This window comes from Pseudomonas sp. Root329 (assembly GCF_001424925.1).
GTDB classification, from domain to species: domain Bacteria; phylum Pseudomonadota; class Gammaproteobacteria; order Pseudomonadales; family Pseudomonadaceae; genus Aquipseudomonas; species Aquipseudomonas arabinosi.
In genome coordinates, this window is sequence record NZ_LMCV01000019.1 from 60,306 (window position 1) to 75,871 (window position 15,566).

General features: G+C 56.3%; 16 protein-coding genes and 1 tRNA gene. 10 read left to right on the forward strand and 7 right to left on the reverse strand.

Features of this window, described 5'->3' with window-relative positions; all coding sequences use genetic code 11:
* The first annotated feature begins 23 nt into the window (after nucleotides 1-23).
* From atzF to ASC74_RS16900, 7 genes are all read left to right on the forward strand, one after another.
* On the forward strand, nucleotides 24-1,796 hold the full coding sequence (atzF, locus tag ASC74_RS16870) for an allophanate hydrolase (RefSeq protein ID WP_056742582.1): 1,773 nt from the start codon (nucleotides 24-26) through the stop codon (nucleotides 1,794-1,796).
* 132 nt (nucleotides 1,797-1,928) lie between these two features.
* Nucleotides 1,929-3,416, forward strand: a complete 1,488-nt coding sequence (locus ASC74_RS16875) for a sensor domain-containing diguanylate cyclase (RefSeq protein WP_056742584.1) — start codon at nucleotides 1,929-1,931, stop codon at nucleotides 3,414-3,416.
* Between the two features lie 6 nt (nucleotides 3,417-3,422).
* Nucleotides 3,423-3,617: a cysteine-rich CWC family protein gene (locus tag ASC74_RS16880; protein ID WP_008153014.1), complete on the forward strand. Its 195-nt coding sequence runs from the start codon at nucleotides 3,423-3,425 to the stop codon at nucleotides 3,615-3,617.
* A 56-nt stretch (nucleotides 3,618-3,673) separates the two neighbouring features.
* Nucleotides 3,674-4,366 carry a pseudouridine synthase gene (locus ASC74_RS16885; RefSeq protein ID WP_056742585.1) on the forward strand — a complete coding sequence of 231 codons (693 nt, stop codon included), beginning with the start codon at nucleotides 3,674-3,676 and terminating at the stop codon, nucleotides 4,364-4,366.
* A 313-nt stretch (nucleotides 4,367-4,679) separates the two neighbouring features.
* Entirely contained in the window at nucleotides 4,680-5,564 is an 885-nt protein-coding gene (locus ASC74_RS16890; RefSeq protein ID WP_056742587.1) for an alpha/beta fold hydrolase, read from the forward strand.
* A gap of 180 nt (nucleotides 5,565-5,744) precedes the next feature.
* Nucleotides 5,745-5,818 (forward strand) — tRNA-Gly (locus ASC74_RS16895).
* 291 nt (nucleotides 5,819-6,109) lie between these two features.
* Complete coding sequence (locus ASC74_RS16900; protein WP_056742589.1) at nucleotides 6,110-6,670, forward strand: hypothetical protein; 561 nt, start codon at nucleotides 6,110-6,112, stop codon at nucleotides 6,668-6,670.
* Nucleotides 6,671-6,701: 31 nt separating this feature from the next.
* Here ASC74_RS16900 and ASC74_RS16905 read toward each other — a convergent pair whose 3' ends face one another.
* From ASC74_RS16905 to ASC74_RS16925, 5 genes are read right to left on the reverse strand one after another with little or no spacing between them, the layout of a single operon-like run.
* The gene (locus tag ASC74_RS16905) at nucleotides 6,702-7,019 is read right to left on the reverse strand and encodes a cytochrome C oxidase subunit IV family protein (RefSeq protein ID WP_033061398.1); all 318 of its coding nucleotides are present in this window, start codon (nucleotides 7,017-7,019) and stop codon (nucleotides 6,702-6,704) included.
* A 13-nt stretch (nucleotides 7,020-7,032) separates the two neighbouring features.
* Nucleotides 7,033-7,746 (reverse strand): heme-copper oxidase subunit III family protein, encoded by a 714-nt coding sequence (locus ASC74_RS16910; RefSeq protein ID WP_056742591.1) that lies wholly within the window; start codon nucleotides 7,744-7,746, stop codon nucleotides 7,033-7,035.
* Nucleotides 7,747-7,752: 6 nt separating this feature from the next.
* On the reverse strand, nucleotides 7,753-8,445 hold the full coding sequence (locus ASC74_RS16915) for a cytochrome c oxidase subunit 3 (protein ID WP_056742592.1): 693 nt from the start codon (nucleotides 8,443-8,445) through the stop codon (nucleotides 7,753-7,755).
* The gene (gene ctaD, locus ASC74_RS16920) at nucleotides 8,442-10,217 is read right to left on the reverse strand and encodes a cytochrome c oxidase subunit I (RefSeq protein ID WP_056742594.1); all 1,776 of its coding nucleotides are present in this window, start codon (nucleotides 10,215-10,217) and stop codon (nucleotides 8,442-8,444) included. The genes ASC74_RS16915 and ctaD overlap by 4 nt, the downstream gene beginning before the upstream one ends.
* A gap of 49 nt (nucleotides 10,218-10,266) precedes the next feature.
* Nucleotides 10,267-11,739 (reverse strand): c-type cytochrome, encoded by a 1,473-nt coding sequence (locus tag ASC74_RS16925; RefSeq protein ID WP_056742596.1) that lies wholly within the window; start codon nucleotides 11,737-11,739, stop codon nucleotides 10,267-10,269.
* A gap of 391 nt (nucleotides 11,740-12,130) precedes the next feature.
* Between ASC74_RS16925 and ASC74_RS16930 the strand changes: the two genes are divergently transcribed.
* Nucleotides 12,131-12,469, forward strand: coding sequence for a hypothetical protein (locus tag ASC74_RS16930; RefSeq protein WP_056742598.1), 339 nt, complete (start codon nucleotides 12,131-12,133; stop codon nucleotides 12,467-12,469).
* 79 nt (nucleotides 12,470-12,548) lie between these two features.
* Here ASC74_RS16930 and tam read toward each other — a convergent pair whose 3' ends face one another.
* The gene (tam, locus tag ASC74_RS16935) at nucleotides 12,549-13,319 is read right to left on the reverse strand and encodes a trans-aconitate 2-methyltransferase (RefSeq protein WP_056742600.1); all 771 of its coding nucleotides are present in this window, start codon (nucleotides 13,317-13,319) and stop codon (nucleotides 12,549-12,551) included.
* A gap of 102 nt (nucleotides 13,320-13,421) precedes the next feature.
* Nucleotides 13,422-13,751 (reverse strand): YXWGXW repeat-containing protein, encoded by a 330-nt coding sequence (locus ASC74_RS31180; protein ID WP_082555838.1) that lies wholly within the window; start codon nucleotides 13,749-13,751, stop codon nucleotides 13,422-13,424.
* Nucleotides 13,752-14,191: 440 nt separating this feature from the next.
* Here ASC74_RS31180 and ASC74_RS16940 point away from each other — a divergent pair, with 440 nt between their 5' ends.
* Nucleotides 14,192-14,695, forward strand: coding sequence for an inclusion body family protein (locus ASC74_RS16940; protein WP_056742602.1), 504 nt, complete (start codon nucleotides 14,192-14,194; stop codon nucleotides 14,693-14,695).
* 124 nt (nucleotides 14,696-14,819) lie between these two features.
* Nucleotides 14,820-15,359, forward strand: coding sequence for an AidA/PixA family protein (locus tag ASC74_RS16945; RefSeq protein ID WP_056742604.1), 540 nt, complete (start codon nucleotides 14,820-14,822; stop codon nucleotides 15,357-15,359).
* The last annotated feature ends 207 nt before the right edge of the window (nucleotides 15,360-15,566 follow it).

Sequence of the window (15,566 nt, forward strand, 5' to 3'; positions counted from 1 at the left end):
CCATTTTGAAAAGGATTAACGCCATGAACATCAATCTGCAACTCGACGCCCTGCGCAACGCTTATCGCATCGGCAACATCACGCCCCGTGAACTGCTGCTGAGCCTGCGCGATAAAGCCGCGGCGCTGAACCCGGACTATCACCTGTTCATCCACGTGCTCAGTGTTGAAGAACTGGAACCGTACCTCGCGGCACTCAACGGTCGCGATATCGAAAGCCTGCCGCTGTACGGCGTGCCGTTCGCGATCAAGGACAACATCGACCTGGCGGGCATTCCGACGACCGCGGCGTGCCCTGCATTTGCCTATGTGCCGGAGCGTTCGGCGACCATCGTCGAGCAGTTGCTGGCCCTGGGGGCGATTCCGTTGGGCAAGACCAATCTTGATCAATTCGCCACCGGGCTTAACGGCAGTCGCTCACCGTATGGCGCGTGCCCGAACAGCGTGTTGCCGGAGTATCCGTCGGGCGGTTCCAGCGCCGGGTCTTCACTGGCGGTGGCGCTCGGCGTGGCGAGTTTTTCTCTGGGCACGGACACGGCGGGTTCCGGGCGTGTGCCGGCGGCGCTGAACAATCTGGTGGGGTTGAAAGCCAGCAAAGGGTTGATCTCAACGGCGGGTGTGGTTCCGGCCTGTCGCACCCTCGATTGCGTGACCACCTTCACCGCGACTGCTCGGGAAGCCAGTCAGTTGCTCGCGCTCACTGCGCACCTTGATCCCCGCGATGAATACAGCCGCCTTAATCCGTTGTGGAATGACGGCTCGGCGTTTGGTGCCCCTCGCCCCTTCCGCTTTGGCGTGCCGCGTGCTCAGGATCTGGAGTTCTTCGGCTGCCCCGAAGGCCCGCTGTTGTTTGGTGATGCCATCGATCAGCTCAAGGCGTTGGGCGGTGAAGCGGTGGAACTGGATTTGTCGCCGTTCCTTGAAGCGGCGCGTTTGCTCTATGAAGGCCCGTGGGTGGCTGAGCGCTACAGTGTCGCCGGCGAATTGATGGAGCAAAATCCTGAAGCTGTACTGCCGGTGATTCGCGCGGTGCTGGCCAAGGCACCGGCGGTGAGCGGCGTGCAAACTTTCCGCGCCCAGTACCGGCTACAAGCTCTGAAAGCTCTATGCGACCAGGCGCTGGACGGCCTCGATTGCGTGCTGACACCCACCCTCGGCCGCCCCGTCACACTGGCGGAGTTGGATGCCGAACCGGTGCTGCGCAATTCGGAACTGGGCTACTACACCAACTTCATGAACCTGCTCGATTACGCCGCCGTCGCCGTGCCCAGCGGTTTCATGGGCAATGGTTTGCCTTGGGGTGTGACGTTGTTCGGACGGGCATTCACTGATCAGTATTTGTTGGGTGTGGCGGATGCGTTGCAGCGCCAGCAAGGTTTGCTCGCGCCTGCGCCGACGGCTACCGCGCGTAATGACCGGGCGCGGCTGGTGGTGTGTGGTGCGCATCTGGATGGGTTGGCGCTGAACTGGCAGCTCAAGCAGCGCGGGGCTCGACGGGTCGAGACGACGTTCAGCTCGCCGGATTATCAACTGTATGCCTTGGCCGGTGGTCCCCCGTTTCGTCCCGGGATGGTTCGCGTGAAGGACGGGGGTGTAGCGATTGCCGTGGAGGTTTGGGAACTGCCGAGCCGTGAGTTGGGTTCGTTTTTGACCGGGATACCGGCACCGCTGGGATTGGGTAAGGTGCAATTGGCGGATGGGCGTTGGGAGAGTGGGTTTATCTGTGAGGCGTATGGGTTGGAGGGGGCAGCCAATATCAGCCATTTAGGCGGATGGCGTGCTTACCTCACCAAATGATCGTTCCCACGCTCCGCGTGGGAACGATCTACTCAGGGCGTGTGAACGATCATTCGCCCTGCACACAGAACAGTTATTTCCCCACAGTGCCATTAGAATGCCTGCCATCGAGTCACTGCCAACGGAATCGTCATGCCGCTTCGCTCGCCGCTGTATTCGCAACGTTCGTTGGTCCTCACGCTGATCGCGTTGCTGGGAGCAGGCTTTCTCGCCACGTCCTTCCTCAGTTACTACGCCTCGCGAGCGTCGATACGCGACAGCATCGTCAACACCGAACTGCCGCTGACGTCGGACACGGTCTACTCGGAAATCCAGAAAGACCTCGTCAGACCGATCCTGATTTCCTCGATGATGTCTCGCGACACCTTCATGCGTGACTGGGTGGTAAACGGCGAGCAAGACCCCGAAAAAATGACCCGCTACCTCAACGAGGTCATGACCCACTACGGCGCCTACACCGCATTTTTCGTCTCCAACGCCAGCCTCACCTACTACCACGCCAAGGGCGTACTCAAACAGGTCAAAGTCACTGAACCCCGCGATGCGTGGTATTTCCGCGTACGTGACATGGCCGATCCCTACGAGATCAATGTCGACCCGGACCTTGCCAACAAGGACAACCTGACCTTCTTCATCAACTACAAGGTCTACGACTACAACAACCGTTTCATCGGCGCCGCGGGCGTCGGTCTGACAGTCGATGCGGTGATCAAGCTGATCGACAAGTATCAGCAGCGTTACCAGCGCAGCGTGTACTTCGTCGATAACTTCGGACGCTTGGTGCTCACCGGGGCCGAGGGCGGCCCGCAAGGCGCGAAGATCGGGCAGAGGCTCGGCGAACTCGACAGCATGAAGGACCTGGTCAGCCAACTGCCCAAACCCCACAGCGGCAGCTACGAATATTCCGTCCAGGGCCAGGGACATTTCCTCAACGTACGGTTCATTCCGGAGCTGAACTGGTACTTGTTCGTCGACAAACGCGAAGACGGCGCCCTCAGTGAAATCCGCCAGTCGCTGTACCTCAACCTGCTGATCTGCCTGATCGTCACGCTGATTGTGCTGGCCCTGCTCAACCGGGTGATCAAGCGCTACCAGGGCAAGATCCAGGCCCAGGCGATCCTCGACAGCCTGACCGAGTTGCCGAACCGCCGCGGTTTCGATCTGTTGGCGGCGCAAGCCATGCACGAAGCCCAGCGTGAGCCCAAACCGCTGACCGCGTTGCTGCTGGATCTGGACCATTTCAAAGTTTTGAACGACACCTACGGGCACCTTGCCGGCGATCAGGTGCTGATCGGCTTTGCACGGGATCTGGAGAGTTGCCTGCGGCACTCCGACATCGTCTGCCGTTGGGGCGGGGAGGAATTTATCGTGCTACTCAAGGACACTGACGGTGAGACCGGTCTGATGGTCGCCGAGAAAATTCGTCAGCATGTCGAGCAACAGCGTTATGCCTACAACGATAAGGCCTTGCAGCTGACCGTGAGCATCGGCCTGACCACCCTGCAGACCGATGACACCTTGCACACGCTGCTCTCGAGGGCTGATCATGCGATGTACCGGGCCAAGCAAGCCGGCCGTAACCGCTCCTGCGTGGAAATGCCTCACTCCAGTTATGAATAACCCTACATGAATAAGCCAGATTTCTGCCCGGCCTGCGGCGCCTCCAACGACTGCACTCTGGCCGACCCGCGAACCGCTGATCGGGCCTGCTGGTGCTACGGCGTCAGCATCGACCCGGCGGTGCTCGAAGCACTGCCGCCCGAACTGCGCGACAAATCCTGTTTGTGCCCACGCTGCGCGCAAGTCGAGGCGCAGCTGTAAGCAACCGCACAACCGATCACGTAAGATACGCGCCCCTTTCCTACCGATCCCTCGTCATGCGCATTGACCGTTTTCTCAGCAACCTGCCGCGCTTCAACCGTAAGCAGGTGCGTCTGTTGCTGGTGGAAAAGCGCGTCAGGATCGACGGAAAAATCGTCAGCGACCCTCACGCCGATGTACTGGAATTCAGCCGTGTGGAAGTCGACGATGAGCTGCTGCAAGTCGGCAAGCCTGCACGCTACTTCATGCTGCACAAACCGTCTGGCTGCGTCAGTGCCACCCGCGATCCGCAACACCCGACCGTGCTCGACCTGATCCATGAGCCGGACAAGGAGGACCTGCACATCGCCGGGCGCCTGGACTTCAACACCACTGGCCTGATGCTGATCACCAATGATGGCAGCTGGTCGCGACGCCTGACCCAGCCGCAAACCAAACTGCCCAAGGTCTACTACGTCGAGACTGAGCAAGAGATTGGCCCGGAATACGCATTGAAATTCACCGAAGGCCTGTACTTCGCCTTCGAAGACCTCACCACCCAACCCGCCGAGCTGGCCGTACTCGGAGCAACGTCCGCACGACTGAGCATCGTCGAGGGCCGTTACCATCAGGTGAAGCGGATGTTCGGCCATTTCGACAACAAGGTGCTGCGCCTGCACCGCGAAAGCATGGGCCCGCTGGTGCTCGACAGTGCCCTGAAACCGGGCGAGTACCGCGCACTACGCACCGAAGAGATTCAATTGATCTAAGCAGGCGACCGCTCAGCAGAAGTTGTCGAACAATTTACCAAAGATACTTGCGCGATGACGTGACCCCTGCTTGAATCAGGACGTCGGCCGAAATGTGACCGACGAGTCACAACATACTTCTAAGAAACTTTTTGCCGGTAGAGAACCCTCAGGTTCCGCTTTCCCCCGGCAGACTGCCCGCCAATAACAATACCCGTCGACCGGACTGCAATGGATCGACATGGGCCTCTCAAATTCCAGGCGTATGCCTACCTGTCACAAAGCTCGTGCAATCTGATTTGCACGCATACCCGCTTGCCAGGAGTCTTATGACATGAGGCCAGAAATCGCTGTGCTGGATATACAGGGTCAGTATCGGGTTTACACGGAGTTCTATCGCGCAGACGCCGCAGAGAAGACCATTATTTTGGTCAACGGCTCGATGGCCACGACTGCGTCGTTTGCACAAACCGTGAAAAACCTTCATCCGCAGTTCAATGTGGTCTGCTACGACCAGCCCTACGCGGGCAAGTCGAAAGCCCACAACCTGCACGAGAAATTGCTGACCAAGGAAATCGAAGGGCAGATCCTCCTGGAGCTGATCGACCACTTCGCCGCCGAACACGTGCTGTCGTTTTCCTGGGGTGGCGCCGCGACCCTGGTCGCTCTGGCCCACCAGCCGCGACGCATCGAAAAAGCCGTGGTCAGCTCGTTCTCTCCGGAAATCAACGCGCACATGCTCGACTACCTCGAGCGCGGCATCGATTACCTCGGCAGCCGGGACGGTGACCGGGTCGGCAACCTGGTGAACAGCACCATCGGCAAACACCTGCCGACACTGTTCAAGCGCTTCAATTATCGGCACGTCAGCTCTTTGGCCGAGCATGAATACGGGCAGATGCACTTCCACATCAGCGATCTGCTGCGCAGTGATCGCCAGTGCTTCTTCAAAGCCGCGGAGAAAATCAACGTGCCGGTGCTGTTCATGAACGGCGAATGGGACGAGTACACCGCTGCCGACGGCGCTCAACTGTTCGCCAACCACGTGCAACACGCTACGTTCACCACCCTGCAGGCCACCGGCCACTTTCTCGACATGGAACACAAAGCTGCCTGCCGAGATAGCCGCAATGCATTGCTGGGCTTTCTGAAACCTTCGCAACACGAAAATCGACCGCGTTATCACTACGTCCAGGACCAACATGCATTGGCCATCTGAAACAGTGTCATCGCGAGCAAGCTTCGCCCTACAGTGTTGAATGCATTCCTGTAGGAGCAAGGCTTGCCCGCGATAGACCGTCATGCGGTCTCTGCTTTGTTTCAGTTGCGCTAAAGCCGTCCCACGCAAAGAAAAACTTCATTTCCATGCCCACATCTGGTACAAAGTCAGCCGCTCTGAGCGGGTGTCGTATAATGGCATTACTCCAGCTTCCCAAGCTGATAACGAGGGTTCGATTCCCTTCACCCGCTCCAATCGAATTTGGTCTCACGTCAGGAGGGTTTTGACGGGAGATGCAGCAATACAAAAACCGGTCCGTTGTGGCCGGTTTTTTTGTGCCCAGAATTTGGGGGGATGGGGAACCTGCCGGGAGAACAGGCGGCATGCTTCCCGTCCCCATGCCTGAATGATATGCAGTGCTATACTTTTTTATGGCTTGAATGAAGCACCCAACGTGCCCACGGGTACTGATACCGACTGTAAATCTCGACTGGCAGCTGCAAGACAAAGGAGGTCTACGGCAAGCACGAGATGGGAGGTGTGGCATGAATAGACACTATTACATCAGCAACAATCTCGACGATCTTGAAGCCGTTGAAAATGAGCTGGAAGCGAGCGGTATCAATTCCGAACAAATTCATGTGTTCAGTGAACACGTTGCCGATGTTGAACAACATCACCTTCACGAAGTTAATTCGTTAATGGAACAGGATGTTGTCCACTCTGGCGAAATTGGTGCAGTGATCGGTGTGCCACTCGCGGCGCTGGTTCTTGGCGGCGCCTATTGGCTGGGCTGGACCGAATCCGCCGCAGGCTGGATGCCCTTTATCTTTCTTGCCATTGTTGTATGTGGCTTCTGCATCTGGGAAGGCGGTTTTTTTGGTATCCAGGTGCCTAACACTCACTTCCGCAGTTTTAAACAGGTGATAGCAGAGGGAAAACATATTTTCTTCGTCGATGTCGAGCCGGATCAGGAGCCCGTATTGGACGGGGTTATCGAACATCATCCAATGCTGGAGATCGCCGGCACGGGAGCGGCCGCCCCCCACTGGGCAGTAGCCTGGCAGCACAAATGGCATCAGTTCAAGCGAGTGATATCGGGTTAGCGCCTGGAGACTGAGGCCATCCAGACGCTGCTTATTGGCCGAAGGAAATGACCCGACTTAGGAAAACATAGTCCGCCTCGGTGGCCATCAGTCCGACGAGTACCAGCAAACACAACGGTGGCACCAATATGGCGTAGACCATGGCCAACCGCTCCCAGGCCATGTGCATGAAGATGGAGACAATTAGACCTGCCTTCAACAACATGAAAGTAATAATCAGGGCCCAACGAAGGTAACCATGGAAGTGAAAGTAGTCGACCAGATACGACATCGTGCTGAGGACGAATAACAGCCCCCAAATTTTAAGGTACAAGCTGATTGGATGTTGCTGACCTTGAGCATGTGCCATCACCCGTGCTCCTCTACCATAAATAGAAGAAAGCAAAAATAAACACCCATACCAAATCCACGAAGTGCCAGTACAGCCCGGCTATCTCGACGTTCTGATAGTTTCCGGAGCGCTCATAATCGCCCCGAAATACTTTCATCGCCACAATGCTGAGGTAGATAGCGCCGATTGACACATGCAGTCCGTGGAACCCGGTAATCATGAAAAAGCTGGCGCCAAACTGCGCCGCCCCCATAGGGTTCCCCCAGGGACGCACCCCTTCTGCAATGAGCTTGCTCCATTCAAATGCCTGCATGCCGACGAAGGTCACACCCAAGGCAGCGGTGGCCAGCATCAGGGCAGTGGTTTTCGCGCGATCACGGCGATAGGCGAAATTGACGGCCATGGCCATGGTGCCGCTGCTACTGATCAGCACAAAGGTCATGATGGCGATCAGAATAAGCGGGATTTCTCTACCGCCAATCGTCAATGCGAACACTTCACTGGGGTTCGGCCAGGCGGTGGTGATGGTCATGCGTACCGACATGTAGCCGGTTAAAAAACAGGTGAATATAAAAGTATCGCTGAGCAGGAATATCCACATCATCGCCTTGCCCCAAGGGACCTGCTTGAAGGCCTCCTTATCCGAGGACCAGTCGCTGGCGATGCCCTGCCATCCCTCTGGCGGCGGCAAGCTGGGTGGATTGGATGAACTGGACTCGCCTGGGGCAAGTGGGTGCGTTGCCATGGCTTTTCACCTCAGGCCGCAAAATCTGGCGATCGCTTCATAGGTTTGCGGCGTGCTGGTCAGCAAAGCGAATAGCACGAACCAAAGACCCAGTAAGTAATGCCAATAGATGGCACACAGCTCTACGCTGGCGCTGAGTTGCGGCAACGGCACGCGCTGCAGGAATTTAGCAACGATTATGCCCCAGGCTATCAGCCCGCCCAGCAGGTGGAGCGCATGCAGGCCGGTCAACAGGTAGAAGAAGCTGTTGGCCGGATTGCTGGCGAGAAAGTAGCCCCAGGCGACAAACTGCTGCCAGACCCAGAGCTGTCCCGCCAGAAAAGCAATGGCGAATACACCCCCCAATGCGAAACCAATCACAGTTGCACCCAGTCGCGCCTTTCGGGCGGCCATACGCGACCACTGCAGTGCGACGCAACTGAGTACCAGAAAAGCCGAATTCAGCCATAACTGCGAGAGATCGGCTAACGGCGCCAAAGGCTCTGTCAGGGGTAGCCAGTCGGTCATTTGTGAACGGGCGATAAAGGCGAGCAAGAAGAGAAAGAACAACGAACTCACCACGACCAAAAATAAGCGCAGGCCTATTCTTGCGATTTGGTTTCGATCGGCACCCTCGCCGGCCTGAATACCCTCCGGGTCGCGATTCCAGCTGCCGCCGGGGTCAGCGCCGTCGGCGTTTCTCAATAGCAACCTGCTCATGTTTTAACGTCCGCTATCTTGGTACCGTCTCTCAGTTGCCGCATCTGCTCCAGCTCCTCGGCGGAGACTGTTTGTGGAACGAAATCCTGTTCTATCCCCGGCACACTGTAGTCATAGGCCCAGCGATGCACGACCGGCAGCTTCGCTCCCCAGTTACCGTGTATCGGCGGGGTGTTCGGCGTTTGCCATTCCAGACTGGCCGCGCCCCAAGGATTACTGCCTGCGGGCTTACCCTTGAAGACACTCCAGGCCAGGTTGAACAGGAACAGCAGCTGGGAAACGCCAACGGTCAATGCGACCACCGTAATGAAGGCATTCAATTCTTGCGCCGACTGCGGGATGAACGCGTAGTTTTCATAGGCGTAGTAACGGCGTGGCATGCCCTGGAAACCGAGGTAGTGCATGGGGAAGAAGATGGCGTAGGTGCCCAGAAAGGTAATCCAGAAATGCAGCTTGCCCAGGGTGTCATTCAACATGCGCCCGGTGACTTTCGGGAACCAATGATAAATGCCGCCGAACACCACCAGCACCGGCGCGACACCCATCACCATATGAAAATGAGCTACGACGAAATAGGTGTCCGAAAGCGGAATATCCACGATCACATTGCCCAGAAACAAGCCGGTCAGACCGCCGACCAGGAAGGTGACGATAAAGGCCAGGGCAAACAGCATCGGCACGGTCAGATGAATGTCGCCGCGCCACAGGGTCAGCACCCAGTTGTAGACTTTCAGTGCGGTCGGCACCGCGATGATCAAGGTGGTGACGGCGAAGAAAAAGCCAAAGTACGGGTTCATTCCACTGACATACATATGGTGCGCCCAGACCACAAAGCTGAGTACGCCAATCGCAATAATGGCCCACACCATCATTCGGTAGCCGAAGATATTTTTACGCGCATGCGTGCTGATCAAGTCGGAGACCAGACCAAACGCCGGGAGAGCAACGATGTAGACCTCCGGGTGGCCGAAGAACCAGAACAAGTGCTGGAATAAGATCGGGCTGCCACCCTGGTGATCGAGCTGCTGCCCCAGCGAGACCATCGCCGGCATAAAGAAACTGGTACCCAACAGCTTGTCAAACAGCATCATGACCGCACTGACGAACAACGCCGGGAAGGCCAGCAAGGCCATAATCGAGGCCATGAAGATTCCCCATACGGAGAGCGGCATGCGAAACAATGTCATGCCGTGCGTGCGCGCCTGCAACACCGTGGTGACGTAGTTCAACCCGCCCATGGTGGCGGCGACAATAAAAATCGCCAGTGAGACGAGCATCAGGACGATGCCCCACTGGACCCCCGGTGTCCCCTGAGAAATGGACTGTGGCGGATAGAGCGTCCAGCCCGCACCGGTGGGGCCGCCCGGTACAAAGAAACTGGAGAGCAACACCACTACCGCTAGCAGGTAGAACCAGTAACTCAGCATGTTGACGTAGGGGAAGACCATGTCGCGGGCGCCCACCATCAGCGGGATCAGATAATTACCGAAGCCCCCCAGAAACAAGGCCGTCAGCAAGTAAATGACCATGATCATGCCGTGCATGGTCATCGCCTGATAGTAAGTACTGGCGTCCATGAACGCCAAAGTGCCGGGGAAGCCAATCTGTATGCGCATCAAGCCGGACAACACCACGGCGATAACGCCCACGAACAAAGCCGTCAAGGAATACTGAATGGCGATGACCTTGTGGTCCTGACTCCAGACATATTTGGTCAGGAAACTTTTGGGTTCGTGCAGTGCTTCTGTTTCGGCTTGCTCCGCATAGGCCATCACGTCATCCTCCTGTCGAAGTTTCGGTGCATTCCTGGCTGCTTTACGGCTACTTCCCTGGCTGCGCCTTGCTCGCATCAGCGTCGGCATTTGCTTTGGATTTGATAAAAGCGATCAGTGCGTTCAGGTCCTTGTCGCTCGGAGTAAAGGCCGGCATGACGGCTGCGTAGCCCTTGACGATTTTGGCTCCGGGATTAAGAACCGACTCTTTTATATAGCCCTCATCGGCCTTTATCGTCGAACCGTCGGCAAGGGTTACGGTCTCGCCATACAGGCCCTGCCAGCTGGGGCCGACGCCCTTGCTGCCATCGACACTGTGGCAGGCCAGACAGCCGAGCGACTGAGCCAGCTGCTGCCCCTGCGTCGCCAAGTCGTCACCTGGGCCCGACGCTTCGCTGGCAGAAGGTTCATTGTCTTGCTGCGCGGCACCCAGTGATTTGATCAGGGCGACGAGTGCGCCCAGTTCATCGTCATTGAGAGTATAGGTCACCATGACCGGCGGGTAGCCCTGTACCAATCGGGCCTTCGGATCGAGGATCGACTCTTTCAGGTAGGCCTCATCGACCAGCACACTGGTGCCATCGGCAAGCTGTTCAGTGCGACCGTACAACCCCTTCCATCCCGGGCCGAGACTGGCGCTGCCATCCTGGCTATGGCAGGCACTGCAGCCGAGGTTTTCGACCAGCATGCGGCCTTTTTTCAGCACGCTGTCCCGACTGGGCTTGGCGGCTGTCGTTAATGTCTGCGCAAAAGTCGGTTGGCTGTTCAGCCATTGATCGAAGGCGTCCTGTTCCTCCACGATCATATGGCCGCGCATGTTGTAATGGCCTACGCCACAATATTCAGCGCAAAGGACTTCATACTTCCCGGTTTTAGTCGGTGTAAACCAAAAGTACGACACCATCCCTGGCACCATGTCCATCTTGCTGCGCATTTGTGGTACATAGAAATCGTGCAGCACATCTTTAGAGCGCAGTAAAACTTTTACCGGCTTATCGAGCGGAAGGCGAACTTCATTGTTTATTACAAGTACATCGTCTTGCCCAACAGGATCCTTGGGGTCAAGGCCAAAGGGATTGGTGGAATCAACAAACTTAATATCCGACTTGCCCAGTTTCCCGTCCTGGCCGGGAAAACGAAAGGCCCACTGCCACTGCTGGGCGACCACTTCAAGTTCATAAGCATTATTCGGCACCCGGACAAAGTCACTGTAAACAACCAGACCTGGCGCCAACATCGCGGCAATACCTACCGAGGTCACGATAATTAACCAGGTTTCCAACTTTTTATTTTCTGGCTGGTAGGCCGCCCTGGCACCTTCCTTGTGACGGAAACGCATCACGGCCACCGCCATGAATACGGTGATGGCGATGAAAAATATTCCGCTGATGATCAGGGTGATGAACAGGGTGGTGTCTATTGAACCCCAGTTGGAAGCTGCCGGTGCCGCATGCCAAGGCGCTAATAGATGGAACAGCACTGATGCAATAACGATTAGTACAAGAATAATTGCCATTGCCATTTTGCTTTCATCCTATTCCTGTTACTCATCGGTATGCCTAAGCATCGCCACAGAACAACATCGTCAAATCAATACTAATCTGACGCCAAAACAGGCTAGACAAATACCCTCTATCTTCGTGGCAAAGTCCGCAGGAAGTATAGTTCATGGCCGAAACAAGCGCTTTCCCTGAAAAGCCTTGTTGCCTGGATATTCCAACTTCAGCGTCAACTTGATCATTTGAAACCTATTCGCTATATATAACTGTAACTATTAAGCAACACATCCCGCCAGAACGACACGTCGAGCAAGCGAGGCCTGGTTGCCAGCTATAATTAAAGTCTGTTTACGCGGTCAGACAAGTGACGGCCAAGAGCGATAGCGTCCAGCCGTCCACAACGGAGATTTCGTCATGAGTGCCTTGACGATCGAAGGCTGGTGCAAAGTCAACGGACAACAAAAGTCGACCCCGATGGGTGAAATCCATTTTTACGTCGATGGCCCCCTCCATAAGGGTCTGGAGGACGCTGAAGAACGCCTGCAGAAGACCCATGAGCGTGAAGCCATGGTCGATGTCGACATGGACACACTGGAGTTGAAATTGCCAGAGGGATACGACCCTTTGTCCGACTGCCAGATGCGCGTCTATATACACAACGAGCGTGGTCAGTTCCATCTGGTCGGGCATCGAGCGAGTGATGGAAGCTTGGTCTATAGCAACGCGGTGTTGATAGATCAGTTGATTGATTAGCTACGACAGGATGCTCGGTCATTAGTACGCGAAAGGGACAGACGGAAAGCGCGGGATCTGTCCCTTTTTCATTAATGCATCAACGCGTCGCAACGATAAACAACCGTGGGAACGGCAGCAGCACTGAACCATCGGCCAACGTCGGATAAGCCAGCTCGATCGCCGCCTGATACTGCTTGAGATACTGCGCCCGCTCCGCCTCATCCAGCGGATCAAGAAACGGTCGCAATCCGCTGCCCTTGAACCACTCGACCACACCAGATGCGCCGCCAGAAAGTGGATGATGGTAAGTCGTGCGCCACACATCGACACGGGAACAGTGGGCTTTCAGCATCGAGTAATAACCACTGGCATCTGCCATCTCCGTCCGCTGCCCGGCGGCGCCCGACAGTTTGCCAACCCATGGGCCATCGGCTGCAACTTCGCGCATCAAGCGATGCGAAGGTTCGTTGAGATTGTCCGGCATCTGGATCGCCAGGCTACCACCGGGCGCCAGTTTGCTCACCAGTGCAGGCAGCAACTTCGCGTGATCGGGTACCCACTGCAACACCGCGTTGGCGAAAATCACATCGAACGGGCCGTTTTCGTTCCATGTATCAATATCAGCCGTATCGAATTGCACCTGCGGCAAGCGCTTGCGGGCGGCGTCGATCATATCGGTCGAACTGTCCAAGCCACGCACCGCGGCATTGGCGAAGCGCTCAACCAGCAACTCGGTCGAATTACCGGGGCCGCAACCGATATCGATTGCCGAGCGCGCGTCCACAGCAGGGATCGCGGCCAGCAGGTCACGGGCGGGACGTGTACGTTCATCTTCAAAGGCGACGTATTGTTTGGCGGACCAACTCATTGCGTTCTCCTGTCGGTGCGTTGTCATGGGCAGGGCAGATAACGGTTCGCTACGATACGCCAACCGATGTGCCCTGCCCTATCCGACCTATGGCGCAGGATGTCAGTTGACCCAACCCCCTCGTTGCCAATACCAGCCATTATTACGCTGCTCCCAGTGGGGATGCACATAACGATAGCCCGGTCGTTCCGGCACCCAGTGGCCATGAACAGCGACATAACGCCCACCTTCCCAACGCCAGTATCCTCGGGACCAGACGTACCCCGGACGCGCCACAGGCTCTACTTCGATTACGCGTTCCGGTGGTGGCTGCGGTGCAATGACTTCAACGTACTCATGCTGCACCGGACGCCGCTCATGAACGACCCGCTCCTGCACACAGCCGGACGCTGCGAACATCACCGCCAATAACGCCATATAACGTAACCACATGCTGCCTCCTCAGGCTTGAACGCCGCATTGAGTGAATCAGCAAAAATCCCCCCTTTTCCAGCCACGCTCCTGCCTGGCTAATTGATCTTGTAGCAGGTCGTATCTGTCTATTACCTGAACTTGTATGACTTGGCACCGACATAACAACGAGAGTTTGAATGCGCGTTCTTTATCGCCAAATCTTCTGAAATCATAACTAAATCGACCGTTCGTCGAACTGACAGGAAAGCAATTTTGACAGCCTTGAAATGGCACCTATAGTCCTATCGCGGCCCGTCGGAAGGAACCCGAACCCGTTAGTTTGCACGCAAGGAGCAAGGCCAGCTCATGCCCGTGACAGGTGGGTTCCGCCCGTAGTGTGTTCGCAACGGCCGTAAGGCAAGCAAGCGTTGTTGTGCCTGGAAGATGCCAGGCATTCACTATGAACAAGGAGCTTTACTATGTCTCGAGTCACGGATGTTCTTGTTTCAATCGACACTGAAACCATTCTGAAAAACTACACGAACATCAGCAAAAACCCTGCCTCGCCGACGTTAATCGACGTCAATCATGTGTACATGGTGACCAATCAGAACAACGTCGTCAGCGGCCAGGCCGGTGGCGAACTCAACTTGAAAGCCCAGGTAGGCGACTTGATTCGCTGGCGTGAAACCAGTCTGTCGCAGAGCTTCGAGACCGCAGTGATTTTCTACAAGTTCATTGGCAATGTCGGCAACGAGTTGATCTCCACACCCACGCCCCGCAAGGCTACAGCGTGCGTTGCCGTCCCCAACACCAGCAACCCGTCGGTGCCGAGCTGCCAGAAAGTCGATAACCATTACTGGTCTTCGGAAACACTTTCGTGCGGTAGCGTGACCTACCACTTCCATTTCCTGATCGTTGATCGCGACTGCAAGATCGTAGGTTGCTGCTCGTGGGATCCGTTCATTACCATCCGTAACTGACGATGACAAGGCCCCTTGGCGACGAGGGGCCTACCGAGTTCGCTGCCGCTTCGGCCGGGACGGGATGTCTTGCTTGAACTGATGCGGCTGCCGTCTTGAATCAACATCATGAAAGGAATCCATGATGACTTCCGAACCGATTGCCTCCCCCTCGACGAGTATCGCGCCAGCCAATAATGTGCTGCTGATCGTCGATGCCGAATCGCTGCTTTTACGTTATCCGCAACCCAGTCTTGAGCCGCAAAACCCGACCGGGATTGAGGAAGGTTTCATCTTTGCCATCAGCGGCAACAAAACAACACAAAGTACTACAAATGACAGCTTTATGACGTTTATCGCCAGTAACGGCGAGAACTTCCATATCCGTGGCAGGACCGTCAGCTTGCTCGCTGAACACAGCGTGGTGTTCTACGAGATGTCTGTCGGTGATGCCGGGGTACTTTCACCACCTGAACTGGTGATCCACACAAACCTGACAGTCCCCGCACCCAATCCCGAAAACCCGACCCAACCGGGCAGCCACACGGCCGATGATCATTACTGGCACTGCACGCAATTGGCGGCTGGTGTGGCGGCGTGCGAACTGAAATTCATGCTGATCAATAAAAGCTGCGAGGCATTGGGGTACTTCAGTTGGTCGGTGGACGTGAAGTTGGCGGAGTGAATGAACTCCTAAAAAACCGGCCTCAAGGGCTAATGCTGTTCACTTAAGGTTGAGGGTACATATCCGTTTCTGCGGTGATGGCGGCTTAGGGTTCCGCCCTGACGGCGGGTCACTTTCGAAAAGCGCGAAAGTAACCAAAGCGCTTCTGCCCCTTTCGTTCGGTGCCTCGCCTAGGCTCGGCATGCCCTCGCTCCGGTCCTGCTCCGT

Coding starts and splice junctions, on each gene's coding strand:
- atzF (WP_056742582.1), top strand. CDS start 24: ATGAACATCAATCTGCAACTCGACGCCCTGCGCAACGCTTATCGCATC.
- ASC74_RS16875 (WP_056742584.1), top strand. CDS start 1,929: ATGCCGCTTCGCTCGCCGCTGTATTCGCAACGTTCGTTGGTCCTCACG.
- ASC74_RS16880 (WP_008153014.1), top strand. CDS start 3,423: ATGAATAAGCCAGATTTCTGCCCGGCCTGCGGCGCCTCCAACGACTGC.
- ASC74_RS16885 (WP_056742585.1), top strand. CDS start 3,674: ATGCGCATTGACCGTTTTCTCAGCAACCTGCCGCGCTTCAACCGTAAG.
- ASC74_RS16890 (WP_056742587.1), top strand. CDS start 4,680: ATGAGGCCAGAAATCGCTGTGCTGGATATACAGGGTCAGTATCGGGTT.
- ASC74_RS16900 (WP_056742589.1), top strand. CDS start 6,110: ATGAATAGACACTATTACATCAGCAACAATCTCGACGATCTTGAAGCC.
- ASC74_RS16905 (WP_033061398.1), bottom strand. CDS start 7,019: ATGGCACATGCTCAAGGTCAGCAACATCCAATCAGCTTGTACCTTAAA.
- ASC74_RS16910 (WP_056742591.1), bottom strand. CDS start 7,746: ATGGCAACGCACCCACTTGCCCCAGGCGAGTCCAGTTCATCCAATCCA.
- ASC74_RS16915 (WP_056742592.1), bottom strand. CDS start 8,445: ATGAGCAGGTTGCTATTGAGAAACGCCGACGGCGCTGACCCCGGCGGC.
- ctaD (WP_056742594.1), bottom strand. CDS start 10,217: ATGGCCTATGCGGAGCAAGCCGAAACAGAAGCACTGCACGAACCCAAA.
- ASC74_RS16925 (WP_056742596.1), bottom strand. CDS start 11,739: ATGGCAATGGCAATTATTCTTGTACTAATCGTTATTGCATCAGTGCTG.
- ASC74_RS16930 (WP_056742598.1), top strand. CDS start 12,131: ATGAGTGCCTTGACGATCGAAGGCTGGTGCAAAGTCAACGGACAACAA.
- tam (WP_056742600.1), bottom strand. CDS start 13,319: ATGAGTTGGTCCGCCAAACAATACGTCGCCTTTGAAGATGAACGTACA.
- ASC74_RS31180 (WP_082555838.1), bottom strand. CDS start 13,751: ATGTGGTTACGTTATATGGCGTTATTGGCGGTGATGTTCGCAGCGTCC.
- ASC74_RS16940 (WP_056742602.1), top strand. CDS start 14,192: ATGTCTCGAGTCACGGATGTTCTTGTTTCAATCGACACTGAAACCATT.
- ASC74_RS16945 (WP_056742604.1), top strand. CDS start 14,820: ATGACTTCCGAACCGATTGCCTCCCCCTCGACGAGTATCGCGCCAGCC.